This is a genomic window from Psychrobacillus soli (genome assembly GCF_006861775.1).
In the GTDB taxonomy this organism is placed as follows: Bacteria; Bacillota; Bacilli; order Bacillales_A; family Planococcaceae; genus Psychrobacillus; species Psychrobacillus soli.
Map to the genome: position 1 here is coordinate 40,023 of NZ_VDGG01000018.1, position 23,275 is coordinate 63,297.

General features: G+C 30.6%; 18 protein-coding genes. 6 read left to right on the forward strand and 12 right to left on the reverse strand.

All coding sequences use genetic code 11. The features are described 5' to 3' along the window. Positions 1 to 234: 234 nt before the first annotated feature. From FG383_RS10445 to FG383_RS10475, 7 genes are all read right to left on the reverse strand, one after another. Positions 235 to 498 (reverse strand): tyrosine-type recombinase/integrase, encoded by a 264-nt coding sequence (locus tag FG383_RS10445; RefSeq protein WP_142607381.1) that lies wholly within the window; start codon positions 496 to 498, stop codon positions 235 to 237. Between the two features lie 213 nt (positions 499 to 711). Beyond that, positions 712 to 3,966: an NACHT domain-containing protein gene (locus FG383_RS10450; RefSeq protein WP_142607348.1), complete on the reverse strand. Its 3,255-nt coding sequence runs from the start codon at positions 3,964 to 3,966 to the stop codon at positions 712 to 714. Between the two features lie 51 nt (positions 3,967 to 4,017). After that, positions 4,018 to 4,758, reverse strand: coding sequence for a hypothetical protein (locus FG383_RS10455; RefSeq protein WP_142607349.1), 741 nt, complete (start codon positions 4,756 to 4,758; stop codon positions 4,018 to 4,020). A 722-nt stretch (positions 4,759 to 5,480) separates the two neighbouring features. Continuing rightward, complete coding sequence (locus FG383_RS10460; protein WP_142607350.1) at positions 5,481 to 5,780, reverse strand: hypothetical protein; 300 nt, start codon at positions 5,778 to 5,780, stop codon at positions 5,481 to 5,483. Positions 5,781 to 5,859: 79 nt separating this feature from the next. After that, positions 5,860 to 6,174 carry a hypothetical protein gene (locus FG383_RS10465; RefSeq protein WP_142607351.1) on the reverse strand — a complete coding sequence of 105 codons (315 nt, stop codon included), beginning with the start codon at positions 6,172 to 6,174 and terminating at the stop codon, positions 5,860 to 5,862. Between the two features lie 308 nt (positions 6,175 to 6,482). Continuing rightward, positions 6,483 to 9,746 carry a DEAD/DEAH box helicase gene (locus FG383_RS10470; RefSeq protein ID WP_142607352.1) on the reverse strand — a complete coding sequence of 1,088 codons (3,264 nt, stop codon included), beginning with the start codon at positions 9,744 to 9,746 and terminating at the stop codon, positions 6,483 to 6,485. 135 nt (positions 9,747 to 9,881) lie between these two features. Then, positions 9,882 to 11,264 (reverse strand): reverse transcriptase domain-containing protein, encoded by a 1,383-nt coding sequence (locus tag FG383_RS10475; protein ID WP_142607353.1) that lies wholly within the window; start codon positions 11,262 to 11,264, stop codon positions 9,882 to 9,884. Between the two features lie 705 nt (positions 11,265 to 11,969). Here FG383_RS10475 and FG383_RS10480 point away from each other — a divergent pair. Next, positions 11,970 to 13,454: a hypothetical protein gene (locus FG383_RS10480; protein WP_142607354.1), complete on the forward strand. Its 1,485-nt coding sequence runs from the start codon at positions 11,970 to 11,972 to the stop codon at positions 13,452 to 13,454. A gap of 446 nt (positions 13,455 to 13,900) precedes the next feature. Here the strand turns inward: FG383_RS10480 and FG383_RS10485 are convergent, their stop codons facing one another. The 3 genes from FG383_RS10485 to FG383_RS10495 form a co-directional block, all read right to left on the reverse strand. Beyond that, positions 13,901 to 14,662, reverse strand: coding sequence for an ATP-binding protein (locus FG383_RS10485; RefSeq protein WP_185907910.1), 762 nt, complete (start codon positions 14,660 to 14,662; stop codon positions 13,901 to 13,903). After that, entirely contained in the window at positions 14,652 to 15,647 is a 996-nt protein-coding gene (locus FG383_RS10490) for a helix-turn-helix domain-containing protein (RefSeq protein ID WP_142607356.1), read from the reverse strand. The genes FG383_RS10485 and FG383_RS10490 overlap by 11 nt, the downstream gene beginning before the upstream one ends. 138 nt (positions 15,648 to 15,785) lie before the next feature. After that, positions 15,786 to 16,265: a hypothetical protein gene (locus tag FG383_RS10495; RefSeq protein WP_142607357.1), complete on the reverse strand. Its 480-nt coding sequence runs from the start codon at positions 16,263 to 16,265 to the stop codon at positions 15,786 to 15,788. 735 nt (positions 16,266 to 17,000) lie between these two features. Here FG383_RS10495 and FG383_RS10500 point away from each other — a divergent pair. Beyond that, complete coding sequence (locus FG383_RS10500; protein ID WP_142607358.1) at positions 17,001 to 17,993, forward strand: replication-relaxation family protein; 993 nt, start codon at positions 17,001 to 17,003, stop codon at positions 17,991 to 17,993. 593 nt (positions 17,994 to 18,586) lie between these two features. Here the strand turns inward: FG383_RS10500 and FG383_RS10505 are convergent. Next, on the reverse strand, positions 18,587 to 19,180 hold the full coding sequence (locus tag FG383_RS10505; RefSeq protein ID WP_142607359.1) for a hypothetical protein: 594 nt from the start codon (positions 19,178 to 19,180) through the stop codon (positions 18,587 to 18,589). 186 nt (positions 19,181 to 19,366) lie between these two features. Between FG383_RS10505 and FG383_RS10510 the strand changes: the two genes are divergently transcribed. Continuing rightward, the gene (locus FG383_RS10510; RefSeq protein ID WP_142607360.1) at positions 19,367 to 20,230 is read left to right on the forward strand and encodes a restriction endonuclease; all 864 of its coding nucleotides are present in this window, start codon (positions 19,367 to 19,369) and stop codon (positions 20,228 to 20,230) included. Between the two features lie 648 nt (positions 20,231 to 20,878). Here FG383_RS10510 and FG383_RS10515 read toward each other — a convergent pair. Next, positions 20,879 to 21,130 carry a hypothetical protein gene (locus tag FG383_RS10515; protein WP_246096959.1) on the reverse strand — a complete coding sequence of 84 codons (252 nt, stop codon included), beginning with the start codon at positions 21,128 to 21,130 and terminating at the stop codon, positions 20,879 to 20,881. Positions 21,131 to 21,500: 370 nt separating this feature from the next. On the opposite strand from FG383_RS10515, the gene FG383_RS10520 reads away from it, so the two are divergent. The 3 genes from FG383_RS10520 (at position 21,501) to FG383_RS10530 (ending at position 22,986) form a co-directional block, all read left to right on the forward strand. Further along, positions 21,501 to 22,076 (forward strand): hypothetical protein, encoded by a 576-nt coding sequence (locus tag FG383_RS10520; RefSeq protein WP_142607361.1) that lies wholly within the window; start codon positions 21,501 to 21,503, stop codon positions 22,074 to 22,076. Positions 22,077 to 22,199: 123 nt separating this feature from the next. Then, positions 22,200 to 22,673 (forward strand): hypothetical protein, encoded by a 474-nt coding sequence (locus FG383_RS10525; RefSeq protein WP_142607362.1) that lies wholly within the window; start codon positions 22,200 to 22,202, stop codon positions 22,671 to 22,673. A 112-nt stretch (positions 22,674 to 22,785) separates the two neighbouring features. Then, positions 22,786 to 22,986 (forward strand): hypothetical protein, encoded by a 201-nt coding sequence (locus FG383_RS10530; protein ID WP_142607363.1) that lies wholly within the window; start codon positions 22,786 to 22,788, stop codon positions 22,984 to 22,986. Positions 22,987 to 23,275 lie beyond the last annotated feature (289 nt).

The window sequence follows — 23,275 nt, forward strand, 5'->3', positions numbered from 1 at the left end:
ATATTATGATAAAAAAACTTCGTATAAACAACATGGAAAGCATTACGTATATTTTCAGCTGAACTCATAATAAGGTGCATACATACATAAATTCTTATTTTACATAACTCATAGTCAATGAATACAATAAATAGTTTTTCTATATCTTTGAGTAATTGTACATCCCTCGTAAATCATTTACGGATATTTCTTTTGTTATTTCTGCTTTTCTTAATAGAACTTTAAATTGTCTTTTCAACAAATCAGGAGACAAAAGATCTCCCTTGTTATTAGTAAGCATATGTTTTTTCCTTCATTCGCTTGCTCTTGTCGTTTTTTATACAAAGACAACTCTTCTATTAATTCTTCTGGCAAATTAATCACGCGTGTAGTTCTACTTATGAGTACACCCCACTTACGATCAACACTTTTATTGATTGTTATTGTTTCAGCTTTAAGATCTACGTCAGACCAAGTTAAAGCACATAACTCACCTGCTCTAATTCCTGTCTTCAAAATACAAGAAACTGCAGACCATTTTCTTCATTTTGAAGTACCTCCTGTAATTGAGAAATTTCTTTAACATCCCATGCAGACTTTGATACCACTGATTTTGTCAGTGATTTAATAAAATCCCAGGAGTACTTTTAAGTATCTCTTGGAACATTGATATAACAAGGTTTGTGTATAGAGGTTGAGTACGCATTTTTATTTACACTCAAGGTATTCATTTTAATTTACTCCTGATAATTTTATAAACTTCGAGAAACTTCTAAATAATTTTTTAAAGTCGATATCAACTTGAACAAATTCTTCTAAGAACACCGGAACATTCCCAGTCATCTCAAATAGATTAGAACTCTTATCAATACTATATATTTTACTACATATTGCGGCATGTAATATAGCACATAAATCTTTTTCTAGTTGTATACGTTCGAAATGTCTATACAATTCTAATTCACTAAAAGCACTATAAAATCCATCGGGTAATGAAGCAATCTCTACTGGTGATAAACCTTGAGAAATTATAAATTCTCTATCTTCTTCTGATAAATATCCATTTTCGTAATTGCTAAAGTCAGCTTTTTTACTTCCAAAGTCGTTTTCAGGAACTAATTGAATTAAACTTTCATATTCTCCATTAAATATCTCTAAATTCGAAGTGCTTTTTAAAAGTATTTTATAATTGTACTTTAACAATAAACTAAGTGCTTTCTTGGAAAACCTAGAATACAGTAAACTTTCCAAATCAAAATACTCTATCATTTTAGAATAATTATGTGCATCTATTAATTCATAAAACTCTTGCCAGACCATTTCATCATTTAACAAGTTTATTTTTTCTGATGTTAAATGGAAGATATTCAATTTTAATTCAGAGTTCTTTAAATATATATTTTTAATAAAATACATATATTCTTCAGAATTAAGCATTTCAACATACTGATCCAATATATGCCTAATGCCCTTCTCGGATTTAGATTGAAATGAATCAATTATTTCTACGCTTTTTTCAATTTCTAAATAACCTTTTCTTTGAAATAAAAGTAGAGTTTTCCCAATGTTATTTACAGTATAGTCTTTTCTAGCATAATAACTTGTAAATAATTTATATACAGAGGGAACATCTATTCTAGTTTTTCTAAATAAACTTAGTCTAAAATAATCCTTAATATAAGATAATAAATTATAGGAGTCTTCGCTATTAAAATGTTCAATAAATTCCTCCATTGTAAAATTTAAAAATTCATTTTCAGTAAACAATAAACCTAACGTTTTCAATTTATATTTAGTAGCGCTAAGTATAGAATGAGCAAAAAATGATTTATGGCCATATTCTAATAAAATTGCTTCTACAAAAAATGTTATATCTTCTTTATTATCAATAAAATCGTGTATTTTTATTTTCCAACTTTGGAACTTCTCGTTATTGTCAACTTTATGAATATAAATCCCAATAAAAAGTTCAATTAATATATCTCTAAAATCAAATTCACTTCTATTTAATAATACCTTCTCCACATTTTTAAAATTTATTGGATTATATAGTCCATAAAAATATTTATCCTCTTCTTCTATTTCAGAGAGTAATTCGTTATAAAATTTTCTTGTATCATAGTAATCATCTGATGTAACATTTTCTAAAACCTTATAGTTTCCTTCTAATACGAAGTCTAACATTCCAAAAAGATAACCACTACTCGTTACATCTTCCTCAGAATAGCCATTGAATAACAATGTGTTAACATAAACATATAAAAACTGTTTTAAACTGGAAATATGATCTCTAACCAAGATATTTATAATTATTGATAAATCATAGTAATTATAAACTGTTAAGCTATTTGGATTAATCTTATTAAGACTATGTCTTAGCTGCTTATAGAATTCTTGAATTGCTTCAATGTCAACAGTTCCTTGTATCCACTCATCAAAAAAATCTATATCAGCATACTTTTTTATAACTGCTACATGTTCATCATGACTAAATTCAAAAAAGTTATATCTGCTAATATATCTTTTTTCTCCTAGAAGTATTGAATTATATACTTTTCTTTTTATCTCCTGAATAATTTCCTCGACAGTTTCATTTTTATATAAATTTATTCTAAGATAGGTATTTAAACTATCATGCATAAGTGTTATTCGATTAAGTTTAATCTCAAATAAATAAGGGTGATCTTTAATAATCTGTTTTATTAAGACACCTCCATATGTTCCCAATAAATCATCAAATTCCGAACACATAAAGTACGAATTAGAAGTTAAAAAAATTGCGAGAGATTCTTTATTACTGTAATTATTAGTAATTAGCTCATAATATTCATTAAGATCTTTTAATTGAGGTAACTCAGGTAGAACCTTATATTCCTTATAATGATTAGCTAAAAATCTCACTAAGATTGGATATCCCTGCGTTATCCTGTAAATTTCTTCAATGATTTTATATTCAGATAAATGATATTGTTCTGCTAAAAAATATGATGTTTGTTCATTATTCCAATTATGTAATTTATACTTCTTCCATTCAACCGCAGTTCTAAGTGGCCTAGAGAAAACAATCACTTTAACATCTTTACTACCCAAGATATTTATAAATTCAATAAATCGGCGAAGCTCAATTGAATTATAATTTTCCACATGATCAAGTCCATCAATAACTAGTGTAATTGATCTAGCATTTAATTCGAAAGCAATCTCATCTAAACTTTTCTTAGCCAGTTTACTAAAAAGTTCTTTTGTAATATTACTAATGAAATTATCATATCTTAATCTATCTTGATATTGGGGGTCCTGGTTAGATATCCAAAATCTATAAATTATCTTAGAACTTTTTACTTCTAAATTGTTCACCAAATGACTTTTACCTATTCCTGGTTTCCCTTCAACAAAAATCACTTCATTTTCATCAATTTCAATTTTTTGTACTTCTAATGTAGAATCGATTAATTCAGTAGAATATATTTGGATTGGTGGCAATTCATGAATAGCTATCACTAATGTCCTTTCATCAAACCTTCGCTCAAAAAACGTTTCTATTAAAGACATTCTTGTTCGATCAATTTCATATAATGATTCGAGCTTATCTCTTATTTCCTCTCTAGAAATAGAAACAATGTGAACATTATCTTTAAAATAACTTGGGAACCCCATAACACTCGAATTAGGTTCCAAATCTATACTCTTAATAAAAATTACATTTTCTGCGTTAGAAAATTTATGTGGGCTAGATTTAATTTTCACATTATCTCCATCTACTTTGATATCAGAAATCTTAACGGTATGGAAATCTTTCATTTGACAATAAATACTCGATCCATCTTTTTTTATAAGTACTAAGTCATCAAAATTATGATCAACATCTGCCTCAATTTCTAATCCATTAAATTCCCTTTCAACATCCATAATTGCCAAGAAATAAAATGCTACTAACTTTTGATACGAATATCCGATAATAGAGTTTTTAGCAGCTTTCACTCTCAAAAAAAGTCCTCCTTCGGCCATTTGGCTTAAATTTCAAAACGATAATAGCTTCTATTCCTCCCATAAAACTTTCCCTATGAAGTTAAAATGATTTTCGTATCTTTCTCTATCCACATCGGTCATTCCATTTAAAATTACATATATATTAATTCTTTCAAAAAAGGTTAAAATTAATGTTTGACACTTAAAACCATCAATTGGACTAAATTGATAAGTAAATACTTTTTTATTTTCACCCGACACTACAGTTCTCCATGAGGGTCTTTCATTTTCAATTAATCCTATCGAGTTTTTATTGAATTTCATTTCTTTAGGATAATCTTTATTATTAAATATGTTCGATAAAACTAATACTTTCCCGTTAAAATTCTGTTTATTTTCATCAAAATATAATCCTCTAGCAATTGACTCTAATGAGAATTTTAATTTTTCATTATCTAATTTTACCCATGATACTGGAAATTCTTTTTCTCCAATTTTAATCACTTCATTTTTTTCAATATCAAGTAAGTTATTATTTCTTTTCAAGCTTCTTTGTAACTTTGTCTTGGTTTGAACATATGCTAGACCATTATTCCCTACTTTGGCAGACAAAATTGCCATTAAATATTCGTCTAAATTAGATTTCTTTAAATTATGCAGATCACAGGCAGGAACTGTAATTAAATTCTTTCTAAAATTCCCTTCAAAAATCTCTTTAACATCCTTATCCTCTGGGAATATACACTTCGGTGGAACATGCTCCATTGAAACAGCCTTTTCACCACACCAATAGCAAATTTCATCTACCATTTCTTATTCTCCTTCACAGACCGCCATATTGGACATACATTTAGAAATCTGGCTCAGATCAGAGCCGCACCCTCTGTTAAAACGCTGTTGTTTTAGTAGTTTCGACATGAAAAATAAGAGGTCTGGCAGATGAGCTGATCAACGAGTCAATATAGCAACTATTCGACAAGGTCTTAACTACTGTTTTGGGACCGAGTTGTGAGCCTTAGAAGTGAGAACGATTTCTTGCGTAACTTTTCGTAGAAGTTTCGATTTGTTACGGCCAATTGTACTTGTCATGATGTATGTAGGCGAAACTGCAGACGCTAAGTAGCTAATAACAGGTTGAAAAAATTCAGGTCTTAAACAGCAGCAGTATCTAGGTTCCCAACTTTAAGCTGAAGTTACGCCCTAGATAAAATACTACTCCACTGTCCTTTTGAGACAGGGGTTGGTATTTTCATAGTAAAGATAGGCTTTTTCAAAATTGTCTTTGTATATAAAACGAGGGTAATTTAACATACTAGATGTTTTTTTAATCGTTATGATTGCTTGATAAACAAACTCTGCTGTCTTATTCGCATCCGCACTATAGCCAATAGTTTCAAGATTAAATAGGACTAAAATACAACCAGACATAGAGCCATTGTTTGATGTTTAATCAATGACAATGACAACTAATTATTGCTCTTTCTGCAAAACAATTTTAACGACATAATCGATGATAGGCCCTAGAAATTCAGTTAAACATTTATAATAGTGTTTGCTATTCTCTTTGCCTTCTCTCGAATATTATCTTTTAATCTATCAGATTTCACAATATTTTCTAGAGCTTCTTTTTCCATCTTTAACTCAAATATTTTCCTGGCATTTGAAATTCTTGTTTTTTGAGCATCTAAGGAAATGGCCTTTGGATTATCTTTTAGAAGCTTTTTTGACAATTCTTCCCTATCAACATTTAAATCCCTAAATTCTTCAAAATACTCAACAAAAATTTCTTTTCCTATTGATCTTAATTTCTTTTCTAAAAGTTCTTGATTCATTACGTAGCTCTACCTCCTGTAAACTTTTCTTATTTGATTAATTAATCTTTACATAGATTACTAATATTTCATTTAATACTTATCGTTGATCTATTTGATAGCTAACTGCTGCCATTATATAAACAGAGTTACCTGTAATTGCAGTAATTTCTTTGCTTATCCCTTTTTCACCAGCCATCCATCTTTCGTAGTAAGGGCAAACTTTTATAAAATTATCTTTGTATATAGTACGAGGGCTTTTTAGTGTACTAGATGGCACCATCTCTGATTCATACACTGTCAAAATCTTGCCATTGGATACCAATTTGAAATTAAGACCAGTTTTTGTTTTTAGTTCTATTGGTTTTTCCAAGCTTTCTACTAATAAACTTTCCCATACGTCAACTGCATTCAATACTATTCCTCCTTGAATGGTGAATATAATTAATCTATTTCAACATTATTACCTAATTTTCCTTCAAAAAAAGAACGCAATTCCTTCATTTAGAATCCGTTCTTAAAATGTTATGATAGCTCAACATGAGACCGCTTCACAATGCGGTAAATGAATATGGTGGTGAAAAATAATCTAGAAGATGTAATAAAGTCATCACATTCATCCTACAATAAAAATTTTAATTACCATGACGCTCACAGTATTAACACCTGAATGTACTGTTGGCAAAGAGATAAAAAGCACATAATAATTATTTTCCTTTATACTTACTCACTACAAATAACTTTTACATTTATGCCACTTGTTTCTTTAATGAAACTTTCTGTTACCCCTAACAAGGTTAAAATATCTTCACCTACTCTTTCTTTAGAAATACTTGGTTGAACAATAAATATCTCAAATTGCATAGGTATTCGTCTCTTTGCTTTATCTTTTAAAACTTCTAAATCTTCTTTAGTTCCTTTTTCTAATCTTGAACAAGTTTTTCCATCTCTATTTTTTTGTATCCTTCTTAACAAATGCTTAAAGAATTCCTCCCCTTTTTTATATTTCCAATGAATTGATTTTTGAGCCTGTCCACACACTTGATATAAATTATCGATACTATTAGATACTTTTCCTCCAGCTGCATATTTCAAATGATATAATTGAATGGTTAACAAGTTATTTTCTTCTTTTATTGTTAAAATATCCGCTATCTCTCCTGAACCATCATCGTCATAAATGACTTGATAATCACCACTTTTAAGATACTCAATCATTTTGTATTGGATAGAATCGGTCCTTTTTGGATCAACCTGTTGAGATTCTTTAGATAACTCTGTCCCCCTCCAATCCCTTGAAATTAACAACTCTTTAGGGTACTGATTGACCGTATGCTTTAACTGAATAAATTCATTGCCTGTAAGTGAGGACCCATCCGCAAACCAAAATGTGGGTAAATATTCATATAAGAATTCATCTAGATTAAATGTTCTAGTACCCTTTTTTACTATGATAGCCTCGGCAGAAATAATCTTAAAAGTATGATCTGGAATAACTAAATCTTCCTCTATTAATTTAGATAGATTAAACTCAATGATTGCTTCGTGTATACCAATCGTTATTTTAAAAGTTATTTTTTCATCTACATCATAATTCTGAATTTGTAGTTCTACCTCGGATAAATTTCTAGAAGTATTTTCACCGTATGTGAAAATACATGTAGTTTCTGATTCAAATAAAATTTCATAATCCCAATCTATTGCTATCGGTACTAATTTCGGCATTTCATAAATCATAGTTGGTACAAGGCATTCACTTAACACTTGATTGGGATCAATATCAGGATTTAATATTTTTTTTCCTATATTATCGCTCCAAACTTTTAGCCCTTTAACATTGCCTTGTAATTTAGTCCAAATTCTCCCTTTATAAGAACATCCTATATTTACTGGTTCTCCGTTTTCAAATCCCGCCCCAACAACATAAGCCTTTTGACTTCTCTGTTTCTCCATTAGTGGTATTGCTTCTCCTAAATCACTTCCAACACTCATTCTATAGCGGATATCTTTACCTAGATGCAATTTTAATCCAACATTTTGCAACTTAATTCGTTTAATATTATATAAAGCCTTGAATACCTCCATTTTATTTATTAAACGTGGATTTTTTATTACTTTATCTGCAATATCTTTATATAAGCTTGAATTATCTGTACTATTTATAAATAGTAATTTATCTGTTGGATTCCACAACAAAATCAACATATTCCACGTTAAATTATAGGTGTTTTTATCCGATAACCAATCTAATTTAGACTTTTTAGCATATACAACTATAGCTATTTTTTCATCGGGATTCTCGTCATAAAATACATATTCATAGTTTTGATTCTTTGTATAAATAGACTTTATTTCTTTCGGGTTCCAGTCTGTATATTGAGTTCTATATACCACCGTGCTTAGTTTTGGTCTAATGTTTTGAAAAGAAAAAATAGATTGATTTAAATTAGCAAATCCTTCTAAGAAGGACTTGTATTCCATTTCATCATCGATATAGGCACTACTATAATCTGCTAAGAGTTCATTCCAATCTGCGTCACTACTATACAAATCTTCCAAAGCACCAGAAACGTTTAAATCGGCTATATTGGCTATAAATGCTGCTTTTCCTAAGTTCGAATCATATTTTGTGCGTGTAAAGCGTCCTGTAAATTGTAGAGTAACCGGTAAACTTTTTTTTATATCGTGGAGAGCAGCTATTTTAAGTTCTGGGAGATCGAATCCTTCCCCCAACATGTCTACGCAAATAATTATCTTATGTTTTTTTAGTAAAATATCATTGTATATTTCTTTTTTATTAGGGATTTTAGAATAAATTAAGACAGGATGTAAATGTTCATATTGTTTGTAAATACTATATACTTCCTTAGCTCTTTTCTTATCGGCACATCTTGCCATCAAAATATGGGGGAAACCTTCTTCTAAATCTGTTTCTAATCTTAGAACAGCTTTTTCAGCAATTAGTTTATCTGCTAATTTCAAATCGTATTCTTTGATTGGTAAAAACTCAATTTCAGTAAAGTATCCATCTTTTTGTGCCTCAATTAAGGGAAAGTTAAAGATTATTTTTCCATCTAAATTTTTCCCATCATTTCTAAATGGTGTGGCTGTATATTGAATAATTTTTTCATCATCAAATTTCTTTCGAAAACTTTCCCATGTACTTGCTTTAATATGATGGGCCTCATCAATGAATATGTGTGTACATTTTTCAGAAAGTAGCAATTGTTGTTCTTCACTCATCATTGAAATTAATGGCATATTAGTTACTATTACATTACAACTACCTATAAAATCATCTAATTCCTCAACCGATTGGAAGCCATTATGTAAGATTCCGACTCTAGGATATCGTATACTTTCATTTACGATTCCAAATTTTTTTAGTAAGCCTAACGTAATAAACTTCTCTCCAACTTGTTGTCTTAGTGCGTCACTTGGGACTGTAACCAATAATTTACTACATCTTAACGAAATCAAAGTTGAAAGCATAGTCTCTGTTTTTCCTGTTCCTGTAGGCATAACCACAGTAGCAATTTCTTTTGAAACTTTTACATGACTATGTATAGCATGTAATGCAGCAATCTGAGGTCTTCTTAACCCTTTTTCATTATCTTCAACGGATTCTTCTTTAAAATTAAAATTATTTTTCCAACTGTTAATTATTTCTTGATTAGTAATCTCATCTTCATCTTGTGGATGCTTAACCCATTTTTTTATAGTTATCTCAGATCGATTAGCTCTTAAAACGTTCAAACTATCTTTATCTACCAAAAGAACATACTTTGCATCTAGGTCGAATTTAGATTTATCTTTAGTAAAGCAATATATTACTGTATCTACTTTAATATTTATATATTGAGTCTCTACTTTATTTATCGCACCTTCAATTACTCTTTCCTCATCTATAAGTTGTTTAACTATGTTTCTACTTCCACTTTTTTTATAATAAATCTTTTCATATACCGGTAAATTAATTGTTACCATTAAATAGTCAACTCCTAAGTATCGGATTTTTCAGTTTTTAAAAGTTAGGAAAAGAAAAGATAAGAATAAAGTTACTGGCAACTAGTCTACCGCCTAGATGTTTAATATAGTAAAAAGCTTATAAATATCTACTTTTTATTTCATTCTCTTCTGTACTCTACTCCAATGTCTTTTAACCTGCCTTCGAATCATACTCCTTACTGGTAATTGATTCATTTTTCGATGAGCTTTATATGCATAAGAGATGAAATTACCATAGTCTTTATATTGATACCCTAAATGTGTGTATAAGTCATAAAGCTCCTTTTTAGGACCTGGACGACCAGTAGCAAATGAAATACGTTTGCTTGTATTCGCCTTCCTATATGCCCTTGAATAATATTTAAATAGGCTCTTTTCACGGATTTTTATTAACTTGCCATTCGTTACAAAGCCCAAATAATCTAATGTTGCTGGCTGCAGTTGCTCATTTAAAATGTCGCCATTTTGATATAGCCGAATTTCTGTTTTTTCTTTTTGAATATCTAGACCATCCTCTTTATATTTCTCCATGATATCTAATAACTCATCTCGTATTGAATGGACTGTATCTGTGGACTGATTTGAAATGGGAATAACTAAAATTAGATCATCACAATATCTTCTATATAGGGATTTCTCATGTTTTTGTTTTGCCCACTGCATCATTTCTTTATCGAAGTCTATTAAATGAACATTTGAGCATACTGCGCTCATTCCAGACCCCTGTGGTATCCCAAAATTTTTTCTATTTACATGCAGATGTTCCTTTTTAAATTCTCTAAACTCAATCGGCTCCATTATTTTAGATAATTTTATTTTTTTTACCTTCTTCTCACCGTGCTTAGTCTTTAAAAAATGATTAATATCAGTCTTATTGACATATGTAAATTTCGTTAAGCTTCTAAATACCTTGTACCAATCATCTGATAAGCTATCCACATTCAATACACGCTTTATATTGTTTTTTAATGTTTTATGTGAAATATTATCAAAGAAGCTCGTGAAATCCATTGAAATAATTACCGCATGTTCTTGCTTAAATAAATGTTCAAATACTTCATGCGCAAAGTTCACACTATTCTTACCTTCTTTATTATTTCTATAAGCTACTGCTATTTCATCGATATTATTGTCTTCAGCAAAAGTGTTATAAGAATTGTTCAATAAATCACCGTAATATTTATAGATATAGCTATCTTTATGTGCTGAGTAGAAAATTTTTCTTACTTTCTTTTTCTTCTCTTTCCTTTTGCTCTTCTTCACATGATCGTATAATTCTGGAATTGTTACGTACTTTTTAAAAATTATTTCAAAGTGAATGGACGGTAAAAAAGCATATGAAGCTACCCACTCACTATCTTGGAGTTTAGACTTCATATGCTCTATTTTAATACGTTCATCGAAATGTAAATAATTCTTTTGTTTATACTTTGACCAGTTGATATTAGAAGAGCTAGGAAGGTTATGTAATCGTCGTGGTCCCTTACTCCGTTTCATAACAGAACAACCTCCTAGCCTAATGTTGTGTCATTTATTCATAAGAATAAATGCTCTGCTGACCACTATATTTCACTTTGTTAAAAGCGAAAATCTTTAAAACACTCAATTATAATTACATTAAGGTGGTAATTACAACTGTGATAAGTTTGACTGACTTGCCAGACCTGCAACTACTGTTACTGTATCTAGAAATCATATGGCAGCTTGGTGAGGTTCTTAACGTTAAGAAACTTGCCAAGCATGAAACCTATCTCTCTCATAACTATTTTTATGAGACTATTAAATTATACAAGCTATACTAATTTTAGTCAATTTAACCTATTTGAAATTATCTAATAATAACAAAAATTAATATCAAATCAATAGAAAAGCACTCTATCTTATCTTTTTAAAATAATACAGCTTTGCGTTTCAGCCCTTATCACAAACTTAATTTAATCTACATTGGTTTACACGATAAACCCCTGTTTCTCGCTAACATAATGATAATGTTAAGTCTTTCTGCTCTGAAGTGTTTTGTGATGTCATATAAATTCCCTACTTTTGCTTTTACAATTTCTACTTTTCATTTATTTTTATTTTCCTATAATCCACATATAACCTGCAAATCATAATGTCATTCTAATAGTTATTCTATGTATAAAAAAACCAATGGCTCCAATACTGGATATCAATAATCCTTTATATTGGTGGTGTTTTGGTATGAAAGTAGAATATGATGACATCAGATACACTCAAGTTGAACAGTTACATCAAGAGGGTAACTCTTGTACTAAAATAGGTGAAATATTAGGCTTGAATCGAAAGAAAGTATCAAAATATTTGCAAGAAGAATTGGGTTATAAGATTAGGGTTATTGCTGGAAATCATAACAAGGAAGAGATCACAAGAAAATATCTTGAAGGAGAAAAACTTTTTATCAGCGGGCTGTCTATAAATAAAATTACAAAACAGTTAAAAATACACAAGAAAAGCTTTTCTAATTGGTTACAAGAGGAAAAGGGACATACTGTTAAACCCAAAAGAGGATTAACTATTCAAGAACAAATTAATCAAAATGAGAAATTGGGATTTGGGGAAAGTCTAATAAACGAGGGTCATTCTTTTAGTTATGCTGTAAAAAAATCAAAAATAAACTACTATAATTTTAAAAAATTCTTAAAAGAAAAAGGTTATGAACTCTCCTTTTCAAATCGAAAATATATTTTATCAGAAAATACTTTCGAAAATATTGATACAGAAGAAAAGGCATACTGGTTAGGTTTTCTTTATGCAGATGCATATGTTTCAAACAATTGCGGATATGTTTTAGAGCTTACTTTAAAAGCTGCGGACTTAGATCATATAATTAAATTTAGAAATTTTATGAAATCGGATCACCCGATAATGCCAAAGGTTGTAGAATTAGATGAAAAAAAACATAAAGCCTATCGATTGGCCATTTATAGTAAGAAACTTGTCATCGATTTAATAAAACAAGGCTGTATACCTTGTAAATCACTAGTGCTAAAATTCCCATCATCATCTATTGTTCCGCCAAATTTAGTTAGACATTTTATACGTGGTTATTGGGATGGGGATGGAACAATTTGCTTTACTAAACTAAAAAAATTAGGATTTAAATACTGTTCATTAAGTGTAATATCTACAACAGAATTTGTTGAAGAAATTAGAAACATTTTAGAATTACCGAAAGTTAAGTTACAAACAGAAGGAAATGCCTATTCTCTAAGATATGCAGGTACAAATTTGCCAATTAAAATATTAAATTTCATTTATGAAGATGCATCAATTTATCTTCCACGAAAGCATGAAATCTACAAAAAATTTTTATCCGCTAGAATTAATTTTGAAACGAAAGTCAATGAACAAAAAGAATTCCGGACTTCCATATTAAATAAGGCTACAGATTTATTTAATAAAGGGAATTCAATTAGAACCATAAGTACTTTATTAAAATTAGACCGTACTATGATATCTAGTTGGTTATACTTAAATGGTATTAATGTACAGCTAAGTAGACCCTTTTCAGAAGAAGAACTAGCTATTCAAAGGGTAAAATTATCACAAGCAGAAGAATTTTATCAAAGATACAATTCTGTTTCAAAAGCCGGTAAATTAGCCGGTATAAATTACCACAGATTTAAGCTATATTTAATTCAGAAGGGTTATTCTTTGGAGTTTTGAGCTTTTGAACATTTATGTTATATGAATTGCACCCCTGATAAAGAGAATTGAACAATTTCATTATTTATATGAAACCACTAATAGATACAAAAAACGGCTCCTAATAGCCTCAGATTTTGCAACAGAATAATGTGTACTTTAATGGCATAAGCTTGCTTCTCAACACTGTAAGTTATTGCGAGAAATAATTGAAGAATATATAACAGCTTCATCTGATAAATAAAAGGGAAAACCTCCAACAAAGAATTAGCAACTTAAAGGTGCAACTTCTCTTACCAATGGGGTTGTTTCCCTTATTATTGTTTTAAAATAAATGCCTGTACACAAATACTTTAACAGCAACGATTTCTCCTTTTTTAGAGAATGGACATTTTTTTCTTAACATGTTTTTGCGCTTACTTTCTAATGTTTTGTTTCTGATATAAAATATATTCTATTCAAATAATTTATTTAAAGAACATTTCAGCGATTCGATCGTTTTCTTTTTTTGAAAGTAGTCTACGAACACTTTCTTCAGGCATTGATATAGGGAAGGTCATATTTTCTATTCTACTTTCAATTCTTCCAGCTGGATATTTTGTACTTAATTGTTCAACTGGTATGTTAGAAGTGATAATTGTTAACCGATTATAATTCATCCGCTCTTCAAGTATTTCTGTTAAAATTTCTTCCGACCATTCTGTTGATTTTTCAACACCCAAATCGTCAATTACTAATACATCTGCTTCTTTAAAAGCTATTAGTAAGTCATAGGATGTAGTCTTAGAATGTTGATTGAACGTGTTTTTAATTTCACTTAACAGATTCACCGATGAAATATAGAGCGGCTGAACATTATATTTTTGTATTAGTGCATTGGTAATACTAATAGCTAAATGTGTTTTTCCAGAACCTTTTATATGACTATAAAAATATAAACCTTTTCCCATTTCTCTCAAATCATAGTATTTTTCAACGAATCGAATGGCTACTTTCTTTGCATACTTTGCCTTATCCACATTAATTTCGTCTTTATAAACAGCGGGGTCAAATTCTTTCACAGTAACATTAGCATAGTCGTCAGGAATTCGTGCGGATTGGATTTTTCGCATTAGTTGTTTTTGTTCTAAGCAAGGACAGATTACTCCAACTGTTGAAAGGTCTTCTTTTACAACAACGATTAATCCGCTGCCATCGCACTCGTGATAAGGGCATTTATCAGAAATCACAGTCATTCTCCCAGTCGGTATTTTGGGTTTTACGGAATCTTTCAAAGTATTCATCTCCGGTATGTTCTTGAGTATGTGTTGAATTTTGTCCATTTAATTTATCCTCCTGTTGTTGTTTAACTATCGTTGCTTGATCGAATATATAATTTGCAATGTATTGAAAAGATCTAATTTGATCACGTTGATGTCGAGGTTGAAACTTTTGATAGCATTCATTAATCCACTTAACAACCTGATGCATCGGCCAATTTCGTTTCACAACATCCATGATAGCTTCCTTATCAGATTGGGTTAGAGTATTTCTTTGGGAATGTTTTAAATATGTGTTGCTAATGGTTTCAAATGATTGATTTGTTTGATTATTAAACCCCTCGTCTTCATCAGATTGTTTTGATAAGGAAGAATTCTCTGTAGTAATCTCTGAATTAGTCTTTGAAGAAATCTCTGATATTGCTTCGTAATCTGTGTGGTTCGAAGCAATCTTTGGTTTATTCGAATCACAAATATTGAGATTCAAATCTTCTTTATTACGGTTCGACACTTTTCGTTTTTCATATCGTTTTGATAGTTCATCCCCCTCAAGTGGATAGCCTAATTCTTCTAGGTCATTCATCACCTTTATTAGGTTCACACGATATTGATACGTTTTATCCCATTTATATTTAGGATTACGTCTTTGCTCCAAATATTTTTTCTCCACCAGTGCTTTTAAATAACTACGAATTGTATTTTCACTTACACCTAACATGACTTCTTCAGCTAAATCCTTTGCTGTTTTATAAATCCAGCCGAATGTCGAAGAGTGTGTTGTGTTAATTCCAGTTGCGGTCTTTCGATTGTTTTCTTCTTCAATATATCGGTCAATATCTTTAGTTCGGTTTTGCCAGTATAATAGCTGACCAAATAGGATAGCTTGATAGGTATTCCCCAATAAAACTACAAGTTCTTCTCGTATTACAACTCTTTTTAATTTTCTCGATTGCATTGTGTTCACCTCTGTTTTTGCTTTTAGCTATAATTTATTATCTATTGTTATAATTAGTGTACTTATTTTGTAAATGAGAATTTGTAAGAAAACCTAAGCGGTGAAGTATTTACAACTTACTACCGCTATAGTTTCAACTTATACATTTGCTTTTGATGCTGATTTTAGCTTTACGATGATAGGTTGATATTTCTCTACAAATTCAAGAAGAGCAAGAGAATGCAGTAAAGTAATCGGTAATTTTGTTTCGTAAGCAATCTGTTTAAACTTCTCATCAATCTTTTTATCAGTCTTATAAGCACGCGTTACGGATTCACTTTTTGGCATTTGCATAAGAGCAGTAAAAAGATCGACATCTTGTTTATCCACATCGCTTACCTTATTTCTCTTCTTTTTGACATCAGGTCTACTTACTCTTCCTTTTTTCGTAATATCAATGTCTGTAATCTTTTTATCTACATCCCCTACATATCTCCATTTTTCGTTTTCATCTTGCTCATAATCAAAATCAGCAAGTCTATTTTTTAAAGTCTTTTCTGATAATCCACACTGTACGCTTAACTCTGCGATACTTATATTCTCTGTATTTAATTTTTTAACTACTTCATCCGGTGTCATGCTGAATTCTCCTTAAAATTATTATTGGTTTATCGAATTGCTGAAACATTATAACTTCGGTTTTACATCGTTTTAATAGGTAAACTAAAAAATATTTTGTTGTTTTTAGTTTCACTTGGATAAACCGATGTAGCGTTTTGGGGTACACTGATCCAGTAGTACTTCTTGAATATTATTTTTCATCTAGTCAAGTAATTCCGTTCGGTGTTCTCCTTCAATTTATTTTGGTTAACCGAAATGCTGAAACATTATAACGTCGGTTTTAGATTGTTTGAATAGGTAAACTAAAATTTTCTTACTAATTTTCTATTTTTACTTTGATAAATTATGCTAGATTTTTGTATACCTTATAAAAATACAACCTATTAATCAAAATTCTTTCGCTATCCTCAGTGTTGAACAGTAGTTATCTTCGTATCCCTTTTATGTCTTCGTATCCCAATTCTTTCAAAACACTTTTTTCACTCTATCAATACATACAAAAGTCAATTTTCTTCTGGTCTAGAAACCTCATAATAATTAGGTACAATATTTTTTAGAACACCTAAGTAATGAACTTAATACGTTACAAATTGGTCCATATAACCTCATTACTTCGAAAAGTGAATTACTTGCAGGCACAGCAACGGTTAACGTTACTTTTTATAAGCCGACTATAAAAGCTAAATAAGAGTCTGAAAAGGTGTACTTTTTGAATCAGCATTATTACCATCAAAAATCAAAGGAGAAATCAAGGTGACAGATAAAATCGTATTAAGAAAAGGAAATCGACAACGGTTAGATCTTTATTCAACTGACCTTCATATTCTAGTCTTTTTAGAGCAACAGAGAATGCTAACCGTTCAACAGCTCTATCAAGTGTCTAAAATACTGTTTAAACAGGAAATGCAAGAATATAGTTTTAAGAACCGTTTACGAAAATGGGAAGAGTATAAATTAATTAGAAGTGATTTTTATAGCAATGGGTTTAACGGGCAACGTTTTAAATATGTGTCCGTTGGTAGCAAAGCAATTGATATACTCATAGAGCAACAGTTATTAGCTCCCTCATACAACAAACAGAAGATTTATAAGTTCAATCAAAAGAAAAATGTGATTCATTTTTTAGCAACACAACAGGCTGCACTGAATATATTATTTATGTTAAACAGTAAGAGATTGAAGACCCTCGATGGAAAAGCTAAATATGATATGATTTATAATGTAAATCTATTTTCTCATTCTCCCTCGATTTTTCCGTATGAAGAGTGGATACCACATTCGCAAAATCTTCACCAACAAAATAAAGCTGCTTATCATGCAAACTTTGCCAAGTATAAGAGACACAATCACTCTAATCAACCTTCAGGGAAAACGATGACGATTGTAAAGCCTGATTGGATTATTCGCCTAAAACCTAATGAAGAAAAAGATCTCTTTATTAATATCGAATTAGACACTGGTACAGAGCCAATTGCCACATTAGTCGAAAAAGTATTTAAATATGCCATATTAGCGGAAAATAATCCTTCTGAGCAGCATTTTATGTGCATTATCATAGCAGACGATTCCTTCTCTAGTAGATCTCGATTTGGGGATGGCATCAAAAGAGCAAAAAACATCTCTGAACGCTTTATTGCAGATGATTTCGTGAAGAAACGAATCAAAGAGACAAGACTCATCCCACTCATCCTACCATTGAAATACGCAGTTCGTAATCTTGTCCAACTATTAAGTAAATATTCATAGATCTAAAGTTTCGTTAAGTAAAATTATTCTTACCATAGTAGTCATTCCATGCAGAATGACTTACTTACATATGAACAAGGTAAACAAAACTAGTTACAAGAATTAGCTACCATTTACAATCAATTAAACTATCAACACCTCATCACATATTTAATAAAGGGATTTTTTCTATTGCAATGAATTTTAGAAACTAAAAAAATGATCCTTGCTCTTAAAGCAAAGATCATCATTCAAAACCTACTCCAACATTAATTAATGCTGATCGACAAACTGAATCAAGTAGTCATTCATCGATAATTTGGGGTACTCCCTTAATAATCAATATATAATTCTCTAATTTCTTTACACCTAGCTTATCAAGAAATCCTCTTTGAAGAAAATAACGAGGTCCACATAACCATGTGAACCTTCCTTCTTGTTTTTGTATTAATAGACAAAATCAACTGTAGTCCTACCAAAATCAAAGAGACTGCTTGTTCCTTTACCCCCTTCGAATTTTAAAAGAATTGCTTAACTCTCTAATATTACTTAATTACTGTTCTTCGCTTTTAGATTCCTTCTAAGCTTCTTCTTCAAAAAACATCTGTACTTCGTTAATCTATCTTCTTCCTTCTTTTAAAATCTTCAAGTTCGAATGGTTCTTTATTTTCTTTAACCCTAATGAATTCATCAAGTAGTTCATCCTGTTTAGCTTGGATTTTCCTTAACTCAGCCATCCGTTCCTCCCGCTCAATTTCTCTAACATATTCTTGGGCGCATTCTTTTAGAGTTTCAGCAAGATTATTTCTTAAATAATGTTCAAATTTGTTCAATATTTTTAAATCCAAATATCTTGGCCCTATATTGAGTGTATCTAAAGAATGATTTAATTCTTTTTTCTTCTTAGTTAATTCATTTATCCGCTCTTTATTATCTTCTAACTTTTGTTCCGTTAATTTTTTACTTGTTTTACGTAGGAAAATTAACGTTGTTGCTATCATAATCACACTTATAAACCATATACTCCCACTTTCCGGTCTATATACCGAAAATACTAGTATCGATAAGAAGGCTACAAATAAAAAATTCTTAACTGATACTGGAACTGGCTTTCTATATTCCGTTAATTTATTTTCAGCGCTTTTTATTTCTAACAGTATCTGTTGTGCTTGCTTTATTTCATCCAAAACTAACTGTTTATTACTCATCAATTGAGCCTCCCAAACTTTCAAGTCATTTATTTAAATTTAGTTTGGTCATTACAAAAAATTCTAAACCAGATATATAATTAGCGGCTTTATTACTATTTATTCCAATAACCCCATTACGATTATGAATTTAAGATATAGGTAAGAATGTTGTTAAATACATAATAAAGTGGGGTTGATCTAAACATGGGTCAGAAAGCAAAGAAGCAACATAGAACTAATCAATTTAATACCTCATCAATTCTATTCATTATAATTTTATTTATTATTGGTTTAGAAACTGCTGGGAGTATTAAGCCATTACAAGATGATGCTACAACAACAACTGGATTATTAATTTTCCTATTTGCTATTAACATTGGATTATTTAGAAGTATGGAATTACATAAAGCTTTTCAACATACACATCGTATTCAATACTGGAAATTTAAACAAAAAAGTATCTTTTGCCTATATCTTTTTTTTACCGTTCTAACGATTGCTGAAATAGTTCCTTATGGATGGGTCTTAACTATTTCATTTGTATTAGGTCTAATCTATATCGGAATTCGTTCAGTAAGCACTAAAAAATGCAATATTGGCCTACCTTCTTTACCAATAAAAAACCATTCAAAACAGCTTCAAATAGATATTGAAGAAATTGATAAAATGGATGGCAAACAATTTGAAGTATACTTAGCTGAACTCTATGACGGAATGGGATATTACACCGAAGTAACCCCTCATACCGATTATGGAGTCGATGTAATCGTTATAAAAGATAAAGTTAAGGCGGGCATACAAGCTAAATGTTACGGAGAAGGACGGACAGTTGGAGTTGACGCTGTAAATGAAGTCTGTGGAGGTGCTGGTTACTGGAACGTGCATAAGAAATTAATAATTACTAATCGTTATTTCACTGAAAAAGCTTTAATATCAGCTCAACATAATGAGATAGAAATGATAGATCGTAATGGCTTAATGCTTTTAATTAGGGAGTACCAAGAATTAAGAATACAAAAGGGAAGTTCCACTTTCTTAACATTTTTAACTAAGTTCAAACATAACTAAAATACACATCAAAGATGAAGACAGCAATGCTACTGAATAAGTTTTGATTTTCGGTAGAAGAAGAAAATAGCAGTATTCATAATTAATCAAAAATAAAAGGTGCTACCCTAAAATAGCACCTTTTATTTCGCTTGTTCTCAGGCCCTTTTCATTATATTATTATTTTATTTTCCTAAATATATAAAAAGACACTCGCATTTCTGCAAATTGTCAAGTCATGCTCACAGATTTAATCTAAGCCTATGCTAATCGCTCATAACTAGAGTTGGATTTTGTAATTCTTTCATATACAAGTTTCATTAATAAATCTAGCACATTTCTGTAAAAGGTTGTATAACTACTAAACATTGCTCGATTTAAACTTTTTAATTATTGAAAGTGGGATATCTTTAATTCTGAAGATATCTAACTAGTAATACACTTATACGATCATTATTCATCCCTAAAATAACCCTAATCAGCAGGTTGGTAACTACTAAAAGATACCATGACGAACATTGACAACACTGTCTTTCATTGACTTTTTTCTTTTATTCTTCCACCAAGTATCTACTATTAGTTACTATTAATCGTTACCATATTTTATTATCACAAGTTATATAAAAAAATGACTCCTGATAAAAACATCAATCAGGAGTCCATTCATTATTATGCTAGTTTGTGAATAATAGCCATTCCACCGGACGGGAATACTACCCGATTATTTTCGTCTAAGGTCAGAACCTCATCCTCTTGAAAAATGAAAAATGCCTCTCCTTTTTTCATTGCTTCCTTATTTGCTTTATGCCGAACTTCAAAGATTGCATTTGCTTCATCCAGTGACATCGCATCAATCAATGTAAATTGTTCATCTTTCTCCCTCGTTCTACTCACGACAACATACTGCTCCATTAGATTCATTTGGTTTTCCTCCATATATTTTTTTATATAAAAAACATCGATAAGAATGCCACGACTAATTTCGTCACACATCCCACCGATGATTTTTAACCAATTCCATAGACCCAATAGGTCTTGCTATTCTTTTTTTGTTTAAGCAAAAGTTTATAAAATGATTTTATAACATTATTCTATCTTACACTTCCCCCCTTTTTAACCCTTGTCATTGCATTTGCTCTTGAAAACAAAAATCCACTCCGAATAAGTTTTTTCATGTCATTAAACAACTCATTCATGACTACAAACTGACTTTTCATGGGCTTTAGGTATAGATTTTACATCAATCTACTTATAATGGTACTAAGAAATATAATAAAAGTGATGTGACAAGATGAAAGTGAAAGGAACTATAAAAAATGCTGGAAATAAGCCGAACTTTTGGGGCAAATATGAGATAACCATCCCTCAAAACTTTAAGGAAACGATCTATAATCAGTACTATAGTCTTGATACCTTGTATGTTTATTGCGACTGCTCCATGCAATTAGAAAACAATATAATGTCGATTGCCTGTTCTTATATACAAAATGGATCCATAATCCTCAAAAGTAACTTAATTTATCCACCAAATGATTGTAAGGGAAAAAATACATATGGAGAATTACAGGCAGTCATTTCAAGTCTTTCTAACTTTGATAAATATATAAATTCATTCACTAAAGAGATAGTCATTTATTCAGACGTTGATGATATAATCAAAATTTTAAATCTTGAAGTTAATTTTAAAAAGGTAAATTCTTTAATGAATTTGCAAATCAATTTAATTCGGTTATTTATTCATAAGCAGATAGAATATCCCAATCTCATTTTATCTATCGAATACCTATTCAATGACTTAAAGACTTATAACCCTTTTGCTAAAAGCGCTCAAAATGCAGCAAGAAAAATAATACAACTACAGGTATAGTCTCTCATACGTATAGAAGACATTAGAATCTTTTACTAACTAAAATCATTATTGCTAGTAGCTACTATACTATACTAAAGGACAATTTGTTTTCTAGCATTCAATCATAAAGCGAGGGATATAATGGGTACTTTCTACGCACTTGGCGTCGTGAAAAAATTCACAGCGAAATCGAACCAAACACTTAATGAAGCTAATTGGATGGAACACTTGAATGAAAGGCTTGATATGGAGCAATACACAATAAATTTCAGGGATAATGCAATAGAAGGAAAATTGAAGAAAGAAGTATTTGAAAAAAACATAAAAGACTTCTATAACAAGCTTGTTACTATAACCAATAACGAGCTGATTTCTATTTACTTTGAAGATTCCGGAACAGATGTAGAGAAATATCAACATTGGGTTACGGGAATGACAGTTAAGGAGCATAGTCCTCAAATTACTTTATCCGCTGAATTTGCGATACTATTTATTGAAGGAAAGGTTTCAGTTGAGGAATTTAGCATCGAACCGAAGTTAATGAATTGGCTGTTTAGGCATGTTGACCTCTCGAACCCGCTTAGTGGATGTATTATGACGGACATAGTGGGATAGTATTCTTATTCTGAATTAGGTGACGGACACAAACAAGATTGAGTGAAAATAAGACAATATTAATTAAATAAATTTCCAAAGAAGTTAAACAACGAATTACAAGGAGAAAAACATGAGAAAACTAAACGATAGCAAAGAGTACTGCCCTTACTGCGGTGCTGATTTACAAGGGGATCCTATTCCCATAGAAATGCAACACCATTATGGCAATGCAACCCACTTTTCCAGAAAAATTGGGATTTCCAGTATGGAGCAAGATCGTGTAATCAGATGGCAATGTCCTGACTGTGGAAAAGAATGGGAGCGGGAGTAGTATGACTTTAATGTTTTCGGACTTTTCACATCTTCCACGAGCCACTTTTTAAACGTTCTTAGATAATTCATGTTTCACCTCCAAAAATGCAGAAAGAGCCATTCATATATTTCCTATATGAATGGCTCTTTTTGTTTATGAATATCTTCACCCGTTAGTTGAATAATATTCTTAAACGATATATTCAAACACATTACATGAAATACCTTCCAATTGAAGAAGGTGTAAAACAACATTGTTCACATACCTTCTTATATATTCTATACCGACAAAATCTCACTTACTTAGT